The organism is Pseudomonas triticicola (genome assembly GCF_019145375.1).
GTDB lineage: Bacteria > Pseudomonadota > Gammaproteobacteria > Pseudomonadales > Pseudomonadaceae > Aquipseudomonas > Aquipseudomonas triticicola.
This window is the reverse complement of record NZ_JAHSTX010000001.1, coordinates 2,759,084-2,777,228: the sequence shown is the minus strand read 5'-3', so window position 1 is coordinate 2,777,228 and position 18,145 is coordinate 2,759,084. Positions and strand designations below refer to the sequence as shown.

15 protein-coding genes and 1 pseudogene are annotated in these 18,145 nt (G+C 60.0%); 7 read left to right on the top strand and 9 right to left on the bottom strand.

What is annotated here, in order from left to right; translation table 11 throughout:
* Positions 1 to 41: 41 nt before the first annotated feature.
* The 5 genes from pyk to gcl all read right to left on the bottom strand — a co-directional run bounded on the left by pyk (position 42) and on the right by gcl (position 6,632).
* Complete coding sequence (pyk, locus tag KVG85_RS12305) at positions 42 to 1,457, bottom strand: pyruvate kinase (RefSeq protein WP_073472724.1); 1,416 nt, start codon at positions 1,455 to 1,457, stop codon at positions 42 to 44.
* The gene (locus KVG85_RS12300) at positions 1,454 to 2,728 is read right to left on the bottom strand and encodes a glycerate kinase type-2 family protein (protein ID WP_217863986.1); all 1,275 of its coding nucleotides are present in this window, start codon (positions 2,726 to 2,728) and stop codon (positions 1,454 to 1,456) included. The genes pyk and KVG85_RS12300 overlap by 4 nt, the downstream gene beginning before the upstream one ends.
* Before the next feature lie 154 nt (positions 2,729 to 2,882).
* Positions 2,883 to 3,776, bottom strand: a complete 894-nt coding sequence (locus KVG85_RS12295) for a 2-hydroxy-3-oxopropionate reductase (protein ID WP_056783869.1) — start codon at positions 3,774 to 3,776, stop codon at positions 2,883 to 2,885.
* Between the two features lie 119 nt (positions 3,777 to 3,895).
* Positions 3,896 to 4,678 (bottom strand): hydroxypyruvate isomerase, encoded by a 783-nt coding sequence (gene hyi / locus KVG85_RS12290; protein ID WP_217863985.1) that lies wholly within the window; start codon positions 4,676 to 4,678, stop codon positions 3,896 to 3,898.
* 178 nt (positions 4,679 to 4,856) lie between these two features.
* Complete coding sequence (gcl, locus tag KVG85_RS12285) at positions 4,857 to 6,632, bottom strand: glyoxylate carboligase (protein WP_042607573.1); 1,776 nt, start codon at positions 6,630 to 6,632, stop codon at positions 4,857 to 4,859.
* Positions 6,633 to 6,900: 268 nt separating this feature from the next.
* Between gcl and KVG85_RS12280 the strand changes: the two genes are divergently transcribed.
* Together KVG85_RS12280 and KVG85_RS12275 are read left to right on the top strand one after the other, a co-directional pair.
* Complete coding sequence (locus KVG85_RS12280) at positions 6,901 to 7,341, top strand: GlcG/HbpS family heme-binding protein (protein WP_217863984.1); 441 nt, start codon at positions 6,901 to 6,903, stop codon at positions 7,339 to 7,341.
* 211 nt (positions 7,342 to 7,552) lie between these two features.
* A pseudogene (locus tag KVG85_RS12275) lies at positions 7,553 to 8,011 on the top strand (REP-associated tyrosine transposase).
* 102 nt (positions 8,012 to 8,113) lie between these two features.
* On the opposite strand, the gene KVG85_RS12270 reads toward KVG85_RS12275, so the two are convergent.
* Complete coding sequence (locus KVG85_RS12270; RefSeq protein WP_041479604.1) at positions 8,114 to 8,722, bottom strand: TetR/AcrR family transcriptional regulator; 609 nt, start codon at positions 8,720 to 8,722, stop codon at positions 8,114 to 8,116.
* A gap of 135 nt (positions 8,723 to 8,857) precedes the next feature.
* Between KVG85_RS12270 and KVG85_RS12265 the strand changes: the two genes are divergently transcribed.
* A complete protein-coding gene (locus KVG85_RS12265) occupies positions 8,858 to 9,772 on the top strand; it encodes a DUF808 domain-containing protein (protein WP_217863983.1) in 915 nt (304 codons plus the stop codon).
* Between the two features lie 127 nt (positions 9,773 to 9,899).
* On the opposite strand, the gene KVG85_RS12260 is transcribed toward KVG85_RS12265, so the two are convergent.
* Entirely contained in the window at positions 9,900 to 10,688 is a 789-nt protein-coding gene (locus KVG85_RS12260) for an MlaA family lipoprotein (RefSeq protein ID WP_024012144.1), read from the bottom strand.
* Entirely contained in the window at positions 10,681 to 11,979 is a 1,299-nt protein-coding gene (locus tag KVG85_RS12255) for a serine protein kinase PrkA (protein ID WP_016771020.1), read from the bottom strand. Before KVG85_RS12255 ends, KVG85_RS12260 begins: the two co-directional genes overlap by 8 nt.
* A gap of 224 nt (positions 11,980 to 12,203) precedes the next feature.
* On the opposite strand from KVG85_RS12255, the gene KVG85_RS12250 reads away from it, so the two are divergent.
* Positions 12,204 to 12,572 (top strand): hypothetical protein, encoded by a 369-nt coding sequence (locus tag KVG85_RS12250; RefSeq protein ID WP_217863982.1) that lies wholly within the window; start codon positions 12,204 to 12,206, stop codon positions 12,570 to 12,572.
* A gap of 120 nt (positions 12,573 to 12,692) precedes the next feature.
* On the opposite strand, the gene KVG85_RS12245 is transcribed toward KVG85_RS12250, so the two are convergent.
* Entirely contained in the window at positions 12,693 to 14,288 is a 1,596-nt protein-coding gene (locus tag KVG85_RS12245; RefSeq protein WP_217863981.1) for a glycoside hydrolase family 17 protein, read from the bottom strand.
* Positions 14,289 to 14,585: 297 nt separating this feature from the next.
* On the opposite strand from KVG85_RS12245, the gene KVG85_RS12240 reads away from it, so the two are divergent.
* From KVG85_RS12240 to KVG85_RS12230, 3 genes are all read left to right on the top strand, one after another.
* Positions 14,586 to 15,437 (top strand): glycine betaine ABC transporter substrate-binding protein, encoded by an 852-nt coding sequence (locus KVG85_RS12240; protein ID WP_024012148.1) that lies wholly within the window; start codon positions 14,586 to 14,588, stop codon positions 15,435 to 15,437.
* 241 nt (positions 15,438 to 15,678) lie between these two features.
* On the top strand, positions 15,679 to 15,990 hold the full coding sequence (locus KVG85_RS12235) for a DUF485 domain-containing protein (protein WP_016771016.1): 312 nt from the start codon (positions 15,679 to 15,681) through the stop codon (positions 15,988 to 15,990).
* On the top strand, positions 15,987 to 17,645 hold the full coding sequence (locus tag KVG85_RS12230) for a cation acetate symporter (RefSeq protein ID WP_217863980.1): 1,659 nt from the start codon (positions 15,987 to 15,989) through the stop codon (positions 17,643 to 17,645). Before KVG85_RS12235 ends, KVG85_RS12230 begins: the two co-directional genes overlap by 4 nt.
* Positions 17,646 to 18,145: the final 500 nt, after the last annotated feature.

Sequence of the window (18,145 nt, the reverse complement as noted above, 5' to 3'; positions counted from 1 at the left end):
ATGTGGGAGCGAGCCTGCTCGCGAAGAGGCCGGTACAGGCGCTAAATCAACGTCTCAATGCGCAGCGAATTGGTCGACCCCGGCTGCCCGAACGGCACGCCAGCGGTGATCAGCAGCGTGTCGCCACGCTCGGCCATGCCTTGCGCCTGAGCAATCTCCAGCGCGGTCGAGCAGACTTCGTCGACCTGACGCAGACGATCGTTGACCACCGAATGAATGCCCCACGCTACGCTCAAGCGCCGCGCCGTTTGCAGGTTCGGCGTCAGATTGAGGATCGGTGCTTTCGGCCGTTCCCGCGATGCGCGCAACGTCGAGGCGCCGGACTCGCTGTAATTGACCAGCACCGCCACCGGCAGCACGTTGCTGATCCGGCGGATCGCACAGCTGATCGCATCGGAAACCGTCGCCTCGGCTTTCGGTCGGCTGACGTCGAGCTGGGTCTGATAATCCGGGCCGTTCTCAACCTGACGGATGATCTTGCTCATCATCTGCACGGCTTCCAGCGGGTATTCGCCGGATGCGGTTTCCGCCGAGAGCATCACCGCATCGGCGCCTTCGGCCACGGCGTTGGCGACGTCGGTGACTTCGGCGCGGGTCGGGGCAGGAGAGAAGCGCATCGACTCGAGCATCTGCGTCGCCACCACCACCGGTTTGCCCAGCGCACGGCAAGTGGTGATGATGTTTTTCTGAATCTGCGGCACGCTTTCCGCCGGCACTTCCACACCAAGATCCCCGCGAGCGACCATGATGGCGTCGCTCAACTCAGCAATCTCACGCAATTGCTCGACCGCCGAAGGCTTCTCGATTTTCGCCATCAGGAATGCCTTGTCGCCGATCAACGCGCGGGCTTCGACAATGTCCTGCGGGCGCTGTACGAACGACAGCGCGACCCAGTCCACACCCAATTCCAGGCCGAAGCTCAGATCGCGGCGATCCTTGGCGGTCAGCGGGCTCAAGTCCAACACCGCTTGCGGCACGTTCACACCTTTGCGATCAGACAGTTCGCCGCCGTTGAGCACGGTGGTGTCGATCGCATCGGCGTACTTGGTGACCACGCGCAGGCGCAGCTTGCCGTCGTCGAGCAGCAGATCCATGCCGGCTTCAAGCGCGGCAATGATCTCCGGATGCGGCAGGTTGACCCGGCGCTCATCGCCAGCTGTCGTATCAAGATCCAAGCGGAACGCCTGACCGCGATGCAACTGCACCTTGCCGTCAGCGAACTTGCCGACGCGCAGTTTCGGCCCTTGCAGATCCATCAGAATGCCCAGCGGGTAGTTGAGCTGACGCTCGACTTCGCGGATCCACTGATAGCGCTTGGCGTGGTCGGCGTGATCACCGTGGCTGAAATTCAGGCGGAAGATATTGACCCCAGCCTCGACCAGCTCGCGGATGTCGTCGATGCCGTCGACGGCAGGGCCGAGGGTGGCGAGGATTTTGACCTTTTTATCAGGCGTCATGATTTGCAGTTCTCAAGGATCAGAATGGCGCGGAAGTCGTTGACGTTGGTGCGGGTCGGCTCGGTGACAATCAGCGCATCGAGCGCCTGGAAGTAGCCGTAGCCGTTGTTGTTATCCAGCTCGTCGCTGGCGCTCAGACCCAGTGCGGCGGCGCGGGCGTAGCTGTCCGGGGTCATGATTGCGCCGGCGTTGTCTTCCGAGCCGTCGATGCCATCGGTGTCGCCGGCCAGCGCGTAGACGCCGGGCTGGCCCTTGAGGCTGTCGGTCAGGCTGAGGAGGAATTCGGCGTTGCGTCCGCCACGGCCATTGCCGCGCACGGTTACCGTTGTTTCACCGCCGGAGAGAATCACGCAGGGCGCCGCCAGTGGCTGGCCGTGGTGGATGATCTGTCGGGCGATGCCGGCGTGGACTTTCGCCACTTCACGGGATTCGCCTTCGAGGTCGCCGAGAATCAAGGTGCTGAAACCGGCCTGACGGCATTTCACCGCCGCCGCGTCCAGCGATTGCTGCGGACGGGCGATCAACTGGAAATGGCTGCGCGCCAGACTCGGATCGCCGAGTTTGACGGTTTCCGATTCCGGACTTTGCAGCCAGGTGCGCACAGAGGCGGGAATGTCGATGCCATAGCGCTTGATGATCGCCAGTGCTTCGGCTGAGGTGCTCGGGTCGGCCACGGTCGGGCCGGAGGCAATGACGGTGGCGAGGTCGCCGGGCACATCGGAAATCGCGTAGGTATAAACCGTCGCCGGCCAGCAGGCCTTGCCGAGACGTCCGCCCTTGATCGCCGAGAGGTGCTTGCGCACGCAGTTCATCTCGCCGATGGTTGCGCCGGATTTGAGCAGGGCTTTGTTGATCGACTGCTTATCGGCAAGGGTGATGCCTTCGGCTGGCAGAGCGAGCAGGGCAGAGCCGCCGCCGGAGAGCAGGAAGATCACGCGGTCGTCTTCAGTCAGGTTGCTGACCAGCTCCAGCACGCGTTTGGCCACAGCCAGACCCGCCGCGTCCGGCACCGGGTGTGCGGCTTCGACCACTTCGATTTTTTCGCACGGAGCGCCGTGGCCGTAGCGGGTCACCACCAGGCCGGTGACTTCACCCTCCCAGCAGCGCTCGACCACTTGCGCCATGGCAGCAGCGGCTTTGCCGGCGCCGATGACGATCACCCGCCCCGTGCGATCAGCAGGCAAATGGGCTTCGAGGACTTGGTTCGGATGCGCCGCGTCGATGGCTGTGGCAAACAGCTCGCGCAGCAGTTGTTGCGGATCGACCGACATGGCGGGCTCCCGGAATTCTTGTTATTCGAAAGGGCAACTCGGAACCCTTGTGGGAGCGAGCCTGCTCGCGAACGCGGTATGTCAGCCAACATGGATGTTGAATGTGAAGCCGCTTTCGCGAGCAGGCTCGCTCCCACAGGGTTTTGTGCAGGCTTTATTTTTTGTCGCGAATCGAGAAATTGGCCATGTGTTCCAGGCCCTTGATCAGCGCCGAGTGGTCCCAGTTGCTGCCGCCGATGGCCGCGCAGGTGCTGAATACCTGCTGGGCATTGGCGGTGTTCGGCAGGTTGATGTTCAGCTCCTTGGCGCCTTGCAGGGCCAGGTTCAGGTCCTTCTGGTGCAGGCTGATGCGGAAGCCCGGGTCGAAGGTGCCTTTGATCATGCGCTCGCCGTGCACTTCGAGGATCTTCGAAGAAGCGAAACCGCCCATCAGCGCTTCACGCACCTTGGCCGGGTCGGCACCGTTTTTCGAAGCGAACAGCAGGGCTTCAGCGACAGCCTGAATGTTCAGCGCGACGATGATCTGGTTCGCCACTTTGGCGGTCTGGCCGTCGCCATTGCCGCCGACCAGGGTGATGTTCTTGCCCATGGCCTGGAACAGCGGCAGGGCGCGTTCGAAAGCATCGGCGTCGCCACCGACCATGATGCTCAGGGTCGCGGCCTTGGCGCCGACTTCACCGCCGGACACTGGCGCGTCGAGGTACTGCGCGCCTTTCTCGTTGATTTTGGCGGCGAAGGCTTTGGTCGCGGTCGGCGAAATCGAGCTCATGTCGATCACGACTTTGCCCTTGCCGATACCGGCCGCAACGCCGTCGGCGCGGAACAGTACGTCGTCGACCTGCGGGGTGTCCGGAACCATGACAATGATGAATTCGGCTTCCTGCGCCACTTCGCGCGGGTTGGCCAGGGCGACGGCGCCAGCGGCGACCAGATCGGCCGGGGCCGCGTCGTGGTGTTGCGACAGGAACAGGCTGTGACCGGCTTTCTGCAGGTTCGCCGCCATTGGGTGGCCCATGATGCCGGTGCCGATGAATCCGATTTTAGCCATGAGAAAATCCTCTTGTTTTTGTCGTGCCCCCAACCCATGGCTGGTGAGCTTTTGTGGCGAGGGGATTTATCCCCGTTGGGCAGCGCAGCTGCGCCAGATTTTTTGCAATGCGTGGTCAATCAGATTGCGTTGTGCGATTTCAACCAACCCAGGCCCGCTTCGGTGGTGGTCAGCGGTTTGTACTCGCAACCCACCCAACCCTGATAACCGATGCGATCAAGGTGTTCGAACAGGAAGCGGTAGTTGATCTCACCGGTGCCCGGCTCGTTGCGTCCCGGGTTGTCCGCGAGTTGCACGTGGTTGATCTCGCCCAAGTGCGATTGCAGGGTGCGGGCCAGATCGCCTTCCATGATTTGCATGTGATAGATGTCGTATTGCAGGAACAGATAGGCGCTGCCGACCTGTTCGCGAATCGACAGGGCTTGCGCCGTGTTGTTCAGGTAGAAACCGGGAATGTCGCGGGTGTTGATCGCTTCCATCACCAGTTTGATGCCCACCGCTTGTAGCTTGTCGGCGGCATATTTGAGGTTGGCAACGAAGGTCTTTTCCACGGTGGCATCGTCAACGCCTTGCGGGCGGATACCGGCCAGGCAGTTGACCTGGGTGTTGCCCAGCACTTGTGCGTAAGCGATCGCCAGATCGACCCCGGCGCGGAACTCTTCGACCCGATCCGGCAGGCAGGCAATACCGCGCTCGCCCTTGGCCCAGTCACCGGCCGGCAGGTTGAACAGCACTTGGGTCAGCCCGTTGGCCTCAAGTTTTGCCTTGATTTCAGCCGAGCTGAAGTCGTACGGGAACAGGTATTCCACGCCACTGAAACCGGCCTTGGCGGCGGCGTCGAAACGGGCAAGGAAATCCTGTTCGGTGAACAGCATGGACAGGTTGGCTGCGAAACGCGGCATGGTGGTCTCCTAAAAACTGATGAGGCACGGTAGGTCAGACTGAACGCGATCAGTCCCCTCTCCTTGGGGAGAGGGTTAGGGTGAGGGGGAATCCTGAGTCTGATCCCGATTGTGCGAACACCGCAAAACCTTTCCCTCACCCCAGCCCTCTCCCAGAGGGAGAGGGGGCTAAAAGCAATCAATCGAGCAACGAAATCGCCGTCGGCGCATCGTTGCCGACCAGTGCCAGGTCTTCGAACTCGTTGACCGCGTTGATCTCGGTACCCATGGAGATGTTGGTCACACGCTCCAGAATGATCTCAACGATCACCGGCACCTTGAACTCTTCGATCATCTGTTCAGCCTTGCGCAGGGCTGGGGCGATTTCCGACGGCTCGAACACACGCAGCGCTTTACAGCCGAGGCCTTCGGCGACTGCGATGTGGTCAACCCCGTAACCGTTGAGTTCCGGCGCATTCAGGTTATCGAAGGACAGCTGCACGCAGTAGTCCATTTCGAACCCGCGCTGGGCCTGACGGATCAGGCCCAGGTACGAGTTGTTCACCACAACGTGGATGTACGGCAGTTTGAACTGAGCGCCGACCGCCAGTTCTTCGATCATGAACTGGAAATCATAGTCCCCCGACAGGGCCACGACTTTGCGGTTCGGATCGGCCTTCACCACGCCCAGCGCTGCCGGAATGGTCCAGCCCAACGGACCTGCCTGGCCGCAGTTGATCCAGTGACGCGGCTTGTAGACGTGCAGGAACTGCGCGCCGGCAATCTGCGACAGACCAATGGTGCTGACGTAGCAGGTGTCCTTGCCGAACACCTGGTTCATTTCTTCGTAAACGCGCTGCGGCTTGACCGGCACGTTGTCGAAGTGGGTCTTACGATGCAGGCTGGCCTTGCGCTGCTGGCAATCCTGCAGCCAGGCGCTGCGGTTCTTCAGCTTGCCGGCGGCTTGCCATTCACGGGCGACTTCGATGAACACGGTCAGCGCTGCGGCGGCGTCGGAAACGATGCCCAGATCCGGGGTGAACACACGACCGATCTGCGTGCCTTCGATGTCGACGTGAATGAACTTGCGACCTTCGGTGTACACGTCAACCGAACCGGTATGGCGGTTGGCCCAACGGTTACCGATGCCCAGCACTACGTCGGATTTGAGCATCGTCGCGTTGCCGTAACGGTGCGAAGTCTGCAGACCGACCATGCCGACCATCAGCGGGTGATCGTCAGGGATGGTGCCCCAGCCCATCAGGGTCGGGATGACCGGAATACCAGTCAGCTCGGCGAACTCGACCAGCAGATCGCTGGCGTCGGCATTGATGATGCCGCCGCCGGCCACCAGCAGTGGGCGCTCAGCCTGATCCAGCAAAGCCAAAGCTTTCTCAACCTGAACGCGGGTCGCAGTCGGTTTGGCCAATGGCAGCGGTTGGTAAGCGTCGATGTCGAATTCGATCTCGGCCATCTGCACGTCGAACGGCAGATCGATCAGCACCGGGCCTGGACGGCCGGAGCGCATTTCATAAAAGGCTTTCTGGAACGCATAAGGCACCTGGCCCGGCTCCAGAACGGTGGTCGCCCACTTGGTCACCGGCTTGACGATGCTGGTGATGTCGACAGCCTGGAAGTCTTCCTTGTGCATACGGGCGCGGGGTGCTTGGCCGGTGATGCAGAGGATTGGAATCGAGTCGGCCGAGGCGCTGTAGAGCCCGGTGACCATGTCGGTACCCGCAGGGCCGGACGTGCCGATGCACACGCCGATGTTGCCGGCCTTGGTGCGGGTGTAGCCCTCGGCCATGTGCGAGGCGCCTTCAACGTGGCGAGCAAGGACGTGATCGATGCCACCAACCTTCTGCAAGGCGGAGTACAGCGGGTTGATCGCTGCGCCCGGGATGCCAAAAGCGGTATCAACCCCTTCGCGGCGCATCACCAGAACGGCGGCTTCGATTGCTCTCATTTTGCTCATGGTTTTGTGCCTCTTTACGTTTTGTAATTGTATACAAGTGGCTTTGCGCAGAGTGTATTCACGGCGGACGGCGCAGGTCAATCCATTTTCTCAAGCGTCTGTTTCATTCGTCGGAAGCCCGATGTGCTGTGGCTTTTCGTCGCATGTGGCGCTTTTCGAGAATTATTGTATACAAAAAAATAACTCATTGTGTTCTATTTGTGTCATCGGACTGCGGCACAAACGCGCAGTCCCACGACTTTCCCTATAACAAAATGAGGACGGCACCATGAGCGCTTTAACCTTGAAAGTCGCAGTCAACCTGGTCAGCGAAGCCATCAACGCAGGACGTGGCATCAACGCCGCACCGCTGACCATCGCTGTACTCGATACCGGCGGCCACCTGATCGCCCTGCAACGCGAAGACGGCGCCAGCCTGCTGCGCCCCGACATCGCCATCGGCAAAGCCTGGGGCGCCATCGCCTTAGGTAAAGGCTCACGCCTGCTCGCCCAGGACGCCCAACAACGCCCGGCGTTTTTTTCTTCGCTGAACAGCATGGGGCAGGGCAGCGTTGTGCCGGCACCGGGTGGCGTGCTGATTCGCAACCAGGCCGGTGAAGTGCTCGGCGCGATCGGGATCAGTGGGGACTTGTCGGACGTGGATGAGCAGGTGGCGATTAAAGCCGTGGAGGCGCTGGATTTGAGGGCGGATGGCGGGGTGGCTGTTTGAATGTCAGTGTCTGAATAGGCGCTTTCGCGAGCAGGCTCGCTCCCACACTGGATCTGGGTTGGACACAAAATGTCTGAACCCCAAAAATCCCCTGTGGGAGCGAGCCTGCTCGCGAATACGATCTCGCTACACATCTTGCTAAAAACTTGGCACTCCCTTCGCCATCTCCACGGCTAGCCTTCTTATGATCAACATATGAAAAGGCAACGGAATGCCGGGTTTATCTGCTTCACATCGCTTGCGCATCGGACGCTATTCAGAACACAACCGCATTTACCTTCTGACCGCCAATACCGCCGGGAGATAACCCGTATTCAGCGATTTCTTCCTTGGCAGAATGCTTGTAAGCCAATTCCGGGCAGCTGAGGAAACGGGATTGGCTAATTCTCTGGCTTGGGTCGTAATGCCAGATCATTTTCACTGGCTGATTGAATTGAAGAGTGGCTCGCTCGGCGAATTGATGCAGCGAACCAAATCCCTCAGCACCAAAGCGGTAAAGCTTTCGACCGGCCGAAAGACCAGCCTTTGGCAACCTGGTTTCCATGACCGGGCACTGCGTAAAGACGAGAATCTGGTGAAGATGGCGCGGTATGTCATTGCCAACCCATTGCGGGCAGGGCTGGTCAAAAGCCTTGGCGACTATCCGTTGTGGGATTCGATCTGGTTATGAGTTGAGGTCTGCGGTGCGGCTATTCGCGAGCAGGCTCGCTCCCACAGGAGAATGCATTCCAAATGTGGGAGCGAGCCTGCTCGCGAAGCGGTTCCCCCGATATCACCGATCCGGCTCACACCCCTTCAACACCAACCGGATAATCGTCTGCGCCGCCGCTTCATAATCGGCCTCATCAAGCTTGTCCTTCCCGGTCACTGCGGAAATCTGCCAGTCGAAATCGGCGTAGGTCTGGGTCGCGGCCCAGATGCTGAACATCAGGTGGTTGGGGTCGATCGGGGCGATCTGGCCGCGGTCGATCCAGCTCTGGATGCAGGCGATGTTGTGCTTGGCCTGGGCGTTGAGCTGCTCGACCAGGTCGGCGCTCAGGTGCGGGGCGCCGTGCATGATTTCGCTGGCGAACACCTTGGAGGCGTATGGCAGGTCGCGGGAGATGCGGATCTTCGAGCGGATGTAGCCGCTCAACACCTCGCTCGGTACACCGTCCGGGTTGAACGGGGTCGAGGCCTGCAGAATCGGCTCGATGATGCTTTCCAGCACCTCGCGATAGAGGTTTTCCTTGGATTTGAAGTAGTAGTAGACGTTGGGCTTGGGCAATCCCGCCTTGGCGGCGATGTCGCTGGTTTTGGTCGCCGCGAAGCCCTTGTCGGCAAACTCTTCGCTGGCGGCGCGCAGGATCAGTTCTTTGTTACGCTCGCGGATTGTGCTCATAAACCCGGTGGTTCCTTGCCTGTTCTGGCGGTGGCGCATGGTAGCACCGGCCTTGAGCGGCGCTCAACAATGCAGCCTGTGGCCGGCGGTCGCGTTATGCTTGGCAACATTCATACACAGAAGGAAACAGGATTCATGGCAGGAAGCAGTTTGCTGGTGCTGATCGATGACATCGCCACCGTTCTGGATGACGTTGCATTGATGACCAAGATGGCCGCGAAGAAGACCGCCGGGGTGCTCGGTGATGATCTGGCGCTCAATGCCCAGCAGGTTTCGGGCGTGCGCGCCGAGCGGGAAATTCCCGTGGTCTGGGCGGTGGCCAAGGGCTCGTTCGTCAACAAGCTGATCCTCGTGCCGTCGGCATTGGCGATCAGCGCTTTCGTACCGTGGCTGGTGACGCCGCTGTTGATGGTCGGCGGCGCGTACCTGTGCTTCGAGGGTTTCGAGAAGCTCGCGCACAAGTTTCTGCACAGCAAAGAGGAAGACGAGGCAGAGCACACGCAGTTGACCGAAGCAGTGGCCGATCCCGCCACCGATCTGGTGGCGTACGAAAAGGACAAGATCAAAGGCGCGATCCGCACTGACTTCATTCTCTCGGCAGAAATCATTGCGATCACCCTCGGCACCGTGGCAGATGCCTCGCTGACGCAGCAAGTGGTGGTCATGTCCGGCATCGCCATTGTCATGACCGTGGGCGTCTACGGTTTGGTGGCGGGCATCGTCAAGCTCGACGATCTGGGGCTGTGGCTGACACAGAAGCCCGGGCAGATGGCGAAAAAGATCGGCGGCGGCATCCTCAGCGCCGCGCCGTACATGATGAAAACCCTGTCGGTGGTCGGCACGGCGGCGATGTTCCTGGTCGGCGGCGGCATCCTCACCCATGGCGTGCCGGTGCTGCATCACTGGATCGAAGGCGTCGGCGCAGCGGCAGGGAGCGCCGGGTTCGCCGTGCCGATGCTGCTCAATGGTGTTGCGGGGATTATTGCTGGCGCAGCGGTGTTGGCGGTGGTTTCGGTCGTAGGCAGGCTCTGGAAAGCGCTGAAGGGTTAATCAGCAACACATAACAAATGTGGGAGCGAGCCTGCTCGCGAATGCGGTAGTCCAGTCAATATCGATGTTGACTGAAACTCCGCGTTCGCGAGCAGGCTCGCTCCCACAGTGTTTTGCGGCAGCCGATTTACTCGGCGATCTGCAACTTGCGCGCTTCGGTGTACACGTACCGCACTTTCTCGTACTCGAACGGCGAGTTCATCTGGCCGTAGCGGAAGCTGGTCTGGTAGCGCTTGTCGATCGCACGCAAGGCCCAGACTTCCGGGTGGTTGGAGCTGACTTCGGCGACGTTGAGGAAGTTGATCGCAGTGTCGGCGGTGTAATCCACGGCCAGACCTGCGGTGTCGCGGATGTTCGACGGACCGAAGATCGGCAGTACGAAGTAGGCACCGCCCGGTACGCCGTAGAAGCCCAGGGTCTGACCGAAGTCTTCGTTCTGGCGTGGCAGGCCCATGGCGGTGGCCGGGTCCCACAGGCCGGCGATGCCGATCGTGGTGTTGAGCAGCAGGCGCGCGGTGGTTTCCATCGAGCGCTGGCCCTTGAACTGCAACAGGCTGTTGACCAGGTTCGGCACGTCGCCAATGTTGTTGAAGAAGTTGCTCACCCCGGTACGCACAAAGCTTGGCGTGATGTAGCGATAGCCATCGACTACCGGCAGGAACACCCACTGGTCGAAGCGATAGTTGAAGTGGTAGACCCGGCGGTTCCACGATTCCAGCGGGTCATAGACGTTCAGCGCGTTGAGCGTCGAACGTTCGAACTCGCGCTGGTCCAGGCCCGGGTTGAACTTGAGTTTGGTCAGCGGTTCCTTGAAGCCGTCGCTGTCGACCACTACCGGGGCATCGGCTTTACTGTTGTCGGCCTGGGCCACGCCTGCACAGAGGAACGCTGCAATCAGCAGGAGATATTTAGCCACGGAAGAACTCCAGCATGGCGTCGCTGTTGACGCGATAGTTAAGGTTGCCGCAGTGGCCGCCCAGTGGATAAACGGTCAGGCGATCACCGAAGGTTTTACGCAGGAAGCCCAGGTCGCCAGGGCCGAGGATGACGTCGTCGGCGTTGTGCATGACGGCGATTTTCGGGCTGTCGTGCAGGTAATCCTTGAGCGCATACAGGCTGACCTGATCGATCAGTTGCAGCAGGCTGCCGCCGTCGGTGCGCGCGCGCCACATCGGAATAACCTGTTCGGTGATGTAGCAGTCGAAATCGCATTGCAGCGCGCGCTTGAGGAACGGCGTGAGGCTGGTGCCTTCGGTGATCGGGAATTTCGGCGGGGTGATCAGGCCGCGACGGTTGACCAGGTCCGAGGTATAGGCAATGTCGGCCGCCGAGAAACGGAACGACGTGCCGATGAGCATGGCCATCTGTTCGTTGGTCAGGTGCTGTTTGGACTGCTGGAAGTCATACAGCAGCGCATCGTTGAGATCGATGTAGCCTTTCTGTTGGAAGTAACGGGTCAGCTTGCTCAGTACCAGTTCATAGAACGTGGTGCTGTTGTTGATGCCCTTGACCTCGGTCTGTACCAGCTTGTCGAGGTTGGTCACCGAGGTGTAGAGGTTGACCGGCGGGTTGAGCAGCAGGACTTTCTTGAAGTTGAAGCTGCGGCGCGTTTCGTCCAGATGCGCGACGAACGCGGCATCGAGGGCGCCGAGGCTGTAACCGGTCAGGTAATACTCGGTGACCGGCAGTTTCGGGTTCTGCGCCCGCACGGCCTGCATCACCCGATACATGTCTTCGGCATCTTCCTTGGTCACGCCCGGAGTGGCGAAACGCGAGGCGGCGCTGATGAAGTCGAAGCTGGTCGGCGACGACAACTGCACGACGTGGTAGCCGGCCTTGTAATACAGCTTTTTCAGGTATTCGTTGAGCGTGCTGTCAAAGCGCGCACCGGTGCCGGCGATCAGGAAGATCAGCGGCGCCGGTTTGTCCTGGGTGGCGATGCGGTAGGTGAGTTTTTTGACTGCCCAGAAATTGTCCGGCAGTTGGAATTCACGCTCCGGGCGCAGGGTGAGGCTGCGGTCCGTTTGATTGATGTCGTCGTCCAACGGCAACTCCGGACGCAGATCCGGTGGTGTCGTGGCGATCGTCGCCTCGAACGGGTTGGTCAGCGGGTAGCCATAACTGGCGGCGTCGATATCCACCGCCAGCGCGGACGCACTCAAGATAAGGCCGCTGAACAGCGCGGCGAAGCGCAAGGAACGGAGCATGACTAGATCCCTTAGAGGAAGGTGCCGATTGAAGTTCGCAGGCTATGACCACCGGCCGTGCGCCAAAGTGCCATGCTGCGGCACCAAACAGGCGGAATTCGGGGTAATAGTAGCTGGACGATACACGTTGCGAGGGCTTGCTGAACAGTTAACAGTTGTTAGTGCTTGCGAATGCCGGTCGGCAGATTAAGCTGGCCGCCGATTTCCGCAGATTGGAGTGCTCCATGTCCCGCCGCTTGCCCGTGATTGTGCTGCTTGTTTTGTTGCCGCTGTGGCTGGCCGCCAGTTATGCCGCGCGCTATGGCTTCATGGAAGACGGGCAGTGGGTGGGCATCTGCGTTGACGAGGCCAGTCGTTGGGAATGCGTGGTGCGTTCGAATATGGGGCTGATGATCCATTTCAAGGTATTGGGCTGGGCGGCGGTGGGTGCTGCGGTATTGGCGTTTGTCGTGCCGGGACGGGCAGGGTGGTGGCTGGCGGTGCTGGCGCTGGTGTTCGGCCTGCCGGCGCTGGCGTTGTACAACACTACATTAGCGGTGTTTGCGGTGGTGATTGCCGGGTTGCGCCTGGTCCGCGAGTCCCGCAGCGCCTGACAGTCAGTCATCGCGGGCAAGCCCGCTCCCACAGGAATTGAGGTGAACACAGCATTTGTGTGCAGCAGAAATCCTGTGGGAGCTGGCTTGCCAGCGATGGCGATTTCGAAGGCGCTGAAATCAGGCCTTGCGAACCCGCAGGCAGCGCCACAACGCCACCACCATCAAGCCACCGACCAGCGCCCAACCCCACGCCTGCTGGTTCAGCATCCCTTCCTGATACAACTGCGGTGCAATCCCCGCACCGATGACAAAGGTCAGCAGCGCAATCTCCCGACGCGGCACGCTCACCGGGCGGCACAGGTAAACCAGCGCCGGCAGCACGAACGCCATGCTGGCGAAACTGCGATAGCGCGGATCGAAGACCATCTCCAGCATCATCACCGCCGCGGCAAAACCGGCCGCCGCGACCAGCCAGCCGGCGCGCCGCTCAAGCAAATCGAATGCTCGCGCGCGCCAACCTGTGCGTGCGCTTAGCGTCAGCGCGGCATGCGCGAGCACCAGCAAATTCAACCCGGTGAGCAAACCGACCCACAGCCATTCACCGGCAAAGCGCGTGGTCAGCCGCGCCAGATCGCCCCAAGCGCCAATCGAGCAAGCAGCGACAGCGCCCAGCAGTGGCAGCACAAGCGCCGAACGTGTGGTGCGCACGCGTCCACCAAGCATCAGCGTCCCAAGGAAAATCAAGGCACCGACCGCCAGCCATTCTTTCCAGTACGGCACATTGCTCACCGGCCCGGCGAGCACGCCCTTGTCCTGCCGATCGGCATCGAACAGCCCCCAATAGCCGCCGACCGCGCCTTCACTGCCGCGCTTCCACGGTTGGTCGAAGGCTTCGATCAGGTTGTAACGCCAGCCTTCCTGCTCGGCCATCGCCACAAAGCCACGAATGAATTTCGCCTCGTTGACCCGGCTTGGCACTGCCGTTTCACGCTGGCGGCCTTCGCTCGGCCAGCCGGTTTCGCCAATCATCACGTCTTTCGGAGCGAATTTGTTGCCGAATACCTGGCGCACATCCGCCACATGCCGCAGCGCCACGTCGATGTTCGACGGATCGTCTTCCCAGTACGGCAGCAAGTGAATGGTCAGAAAGTCCACGGCCGGGGCGATTTCCGGGTGCTTGAGCCAGAATTCCCAGACGTCGGCGTAGGTCACCGGTTGCTTGACCTGGCTTTTGACCTTGTTGATCAGCCGGGCCAGTTGTGCGCCAGTGACCTCTTTGCGCAGCAGCGCTTCGTTGCCGACGATTACGGCAGTGACCACGTCGGGGTTGGCATTGGCCGATTTGATCAGCAGCTCGACTTCCTGCTCGGTGTCGACCGGGTTGCTGTTGACCCAGGCGCCGATCATCAACTTCAGACCGTGTTTGCGCGCCAGATCGGGCAGGGCTTCGAGCCCGGTCATCGAGTAGGTGCGGATGCATTCAAAGCGCGTCGCCAGCAGCGCGAGATCGGCGTCCATGCGCTCGGGGCGCAATTTGAACGGCACGTCGAACGGCGATTGGTCTTTGTCGAACGGTGTGTAGGAGGCGCATTGCAACTTGTGCGTCGGCGTCGCGGCGTCAGGCAGGATCACCGGTTGGCCGAGGCTATACCAGAAACCGCCAAGGGCCAGGAGCCCGAGCAGGCAGGCGGACAGATAAGGCAGAAAAGGAAATCGGTACGTCGCGGACATGGTCAGGCCGAGTGGCTGCAAAGCGACGCATGTTACCTGCATTTATAGAAGGGCAGGTGGCTCGCAGGCGTTGTACATGCAAAGTTCGGGCGGATTGTCTGGCGTCAATTAATCGCGCTTGATTAATGGCTTTCTGATGTCGTTTCTCGCTGCCTTGAGGTCGCTGACAGAGCAGGTCGCCGGTCGCTTGAGGTTGATGATCAAACCATCAGTACCCTTTTTGAAAAATCGGCTGATGTTCGGTGTGTGAGGTCCGGCGTGATGGGGGCGCTGTGCACCATAACAATACGTTGACGATGCCCGGCATCCGTCGGGCGCAGCATTTCGGGGAAGTAAACGATGAAGATGCGACGACTTTTAGGCGCAGGTGCCGTTCTGGCGCTTGCGATGAGTTCCACTTTCGCCAACGCTGAAAAACAGACCCTGAACATCGGTTACGTTGACGGCTGGTCCGACAGCGTCGCGACCACTCACGTGGCGGCCGAAGTGATCAAACAGAAACTCGGTTATGACGTGAAGCTGCAAGCCGTCGCCACCGGGATCATGTGGCAGGGCGTGGCCACCGGCAAACTCGACGCGATGCTCTCGGCCTGGCTGCCCGTGACCCACGGTGACTACTGGACGAAAAACAAGGATCAGGTCGTCGATTACGGCCCGAACTTCAAGGACGCGAAGATTGGCCTGATCGTGCCGGAGTACGTCAAAGCCAAATCGATCGAAGACCTGAAAACCGACGACACCTTCAAAAACCGCATTGTCGGCATCGACGCCGGTTCAGGCGTAATGCTCAAGACCGATCAGGCGATCAAGGATTATGGTCTGGACAAATATAGCCTTAAGGCGAGTTCCGGCGCCGGCATGATTGCCGAACTGACCCGCGCCGAGAAGAAGAACGAATCCATCGCTGTCACCGGTTGGGTGCCGCACTGGATGTTCGCCAAGTGGAAACTGCGCTTCCTCGACGACCCGAAAGGCGTGTATGGCCAGGCTGAAACCGTGAACAGCATCGGCAGCAAAGGCCTGGACGCCAAGGCGCCGGAAGTGGCCAAGTTCCTGAAAAACTTCCAGTGGGCCTCGAAAGACGAAATCGGCGAGGTCATGCTGGCGATTCAGGACGGCGCCAAGCCTGATGCAGCGGCCAAGGACTGGGTGGCCAAACACCCGGAACGTGTAGCTGACTGGACCAAATAATTTAAACACCGCCACGCACCTGTGGGAGCGAGCCTGCTCGCGAATGCAATCTGTCAGTTGATGCAATATCGACCGATAGGATGCCTTCGCGAGCAGGCTCGTTCCTACAGTTGTTTTTGTGTGTGCTTGAAAATGGCCAGAACATCATGGCCATCTACTACTAAGGTCGTCTGGAACCTCTCTCGCAGCCGCATACATTAGCTACGTTCCAACAATAATTTGTGCTGCGAGGATAAAAACAATGAACGACAGCATTTACCTCTCGATTCAAAACAGTCCCCGATTCAAGGAGCTGGTTCAGAAAAGGGAACGATTCGCCTGGATTCTCTCGGCAATCATGCTCGGGCTGTACTCCGCATTCATCCTGCTGATCGCATACGGGCCGCACGTGCTCGGGGCGAAACTCAGTCCTGAATCCTCGATCACCTGGGGCATCCCGATCGGTGTCGGCCTGATCATTTCAGCCTTCGTCCTGACCGGCATCTACGTGCGCCGCGCCAATGGCGAGTTCGACGACCTGAACAATGCGATTCTCAAGGAGGCTCAGCAATGATCCGGCGTCTACTGGCTCTATTTAGTGTTGCGGCTTTCGCGCCGAGTGTCTGGGCGGCTGACGCGTTAACGGGGGAGGTGGCCAAACAGCCGCTGAACATCCCGGCGATCCTGATGTTCGTGGCCTTCGTCGGCGCGACGTTGTACATCACCTACTGGGCTTCGAAGAAAAACAATTCGGCCGCCGACTACTACGCGGCGGGCGGCAAGATCACCGGTTTCCAGAACGGCCTGGCGATTGCCGGCGACTACATGTCGGCGGCGTCCTTCCTAGGGATCTCCGCGCTGGTGTTCACCTCCGGCTACGACGGCCTGATCTACTCGATCGGCTTCCTCGTGGGCTGGCCGATCATTCTGTTTCTGATCGCCGAACGCCTGCGCAACCTGGGTAAATACACCTTTGCCGACGTGGCGTCCTACCGCCTCGGGCAAACCCAAATTCGCACGCTGTCGGCCTGCGGTTCGCTGGTGGTGGTGGCGTTCTACCTGATCGCGCAAATGGTCGGTGCCGGCAAGCTGATCCAGCTGCTGTTTGGCCTCGATTACCACGTTGCGGTGATTCTGGTTGGCGTGCTGATGTGCATGTACGTGCTGTTCGGCGGCATGCTCGCCACCACTTGGGTGCAGATCATCAAGGCAGTGTTGCTGCTGTCCGGTGCCTCGTTCATGGCGCTGATGGTGATGAAGCACGTCGGCTTCGACTTCAACACGCTGTTCTCCGAAGCGATCAAGGTTCACGCCAAGGGTGAGGCAATCATGAGTCCCGGCGGTCTGGTCAAGGATCCGATCTCGGCATTCTCGCTGGGTCTGGCGCTGATGTTCGGCACCGCTGGCCTGCCGCACATTCTGATGCGCTTCTTCACCGTGAGTGACGCAAAAGAAGCGCGCAAGAGCGTGCTGTACGCTACCGGTTTCATTGGCTACTTCTACATCCTGACCTTCATCATCGGCTTCGGCGCGATCCTGCTGGTCAGCACCAACCCGGCCTTCAAAGATGCAGCGGGCGCCTTGCTCGGCGGCAACAACATGGCGGCGGTGCACCTGGCCAATGCGGTGGGCGGCAGCATCTTCCTTGGCTTCATCTCGGCAGTGGCGTTCGCAACCATTCTGGCGGTGGTAGCCGGTCTGACGCTGGCGGGTGCTTCGGCGGTGTCGCACGACCTGTACGCCAGTGTGATCAAGAAGGGCAAAGCCAACGAGAAGGATGAGATTCGCGTGTCGAAGATCACCACCATCGCCCTGGCGGTGCTGGCGATTGGTCTGGGCATTCTGTTCGAAAGCCAGAACATTGCGTTCATGGTCGGTCTGGCGTTCTCGATCGCGGCGAGCTGCAACTTCCCGGTGCTGCTGCTTTCGATGTACTGGAAGAAGCTGACTACTCGCGGCGCGATGATCGGCGGCTGGCTGGGTCTGGTGAGTGCTGTTGGTCTGATGATCCTTGGCCCGACCATCTGGGTGCAGATTCTGCATCACGAAAAGGCGATCTTCCCTTACGAATATCCGGCGCTGTTCTCGATGATGATTGCCTTTATCGGGATCTGGTTCTTCTCAATCACTGACAAGTCGGCGGCTGCGGATAACGAGCGGGCGCTGTTCTTCCCGCAGTTTGTGCGTTCGCAGACCGGCTTGGGGGCGAGTGGGGCGGTTTCGCACTAAGAGATCAGATGTAAGCTGCAAGCTGCAAGCTTCAAGAAAACGCCCTGATTGAGAGATTGGGGCGTTTTTTTGTGGGCGGTTATCGGTTGGTTTGGTGTGTATATCCGTTGCTGCGGTAACGGCGGCTTAGGGTTTCGCCCTTACGGCGACTTACTTTTTTACAAGCGCCAAAAAAAGTAAGCAAAAAACGCTAGCTCCTGCGTTTGGCCCTCGCAGGCTCGGGTTCCTTCGCTGCGGGATCGATCCGGGCGCAGCGGCTACGGTTTGCTTCGCTGCACCTCCTTCCGCTGTGTACGACTGCGTCGTACGGTCGCTGCGCTCCCACCCCCGGATCAATCCCTCCACTCAGCCTTCCGACGTCGCCGGTGGATCAAAATCAAGAGCACTCGAGCTTGCGCTCATTGTTGAGTGGTTAGAAGCGTCGCATGGCTTGAGATTTTCGGTGGATTCGCCCCTCACCCCAGCCCTCTCCCGAGGGAGAGGGAGCCGATTTGTGTGGT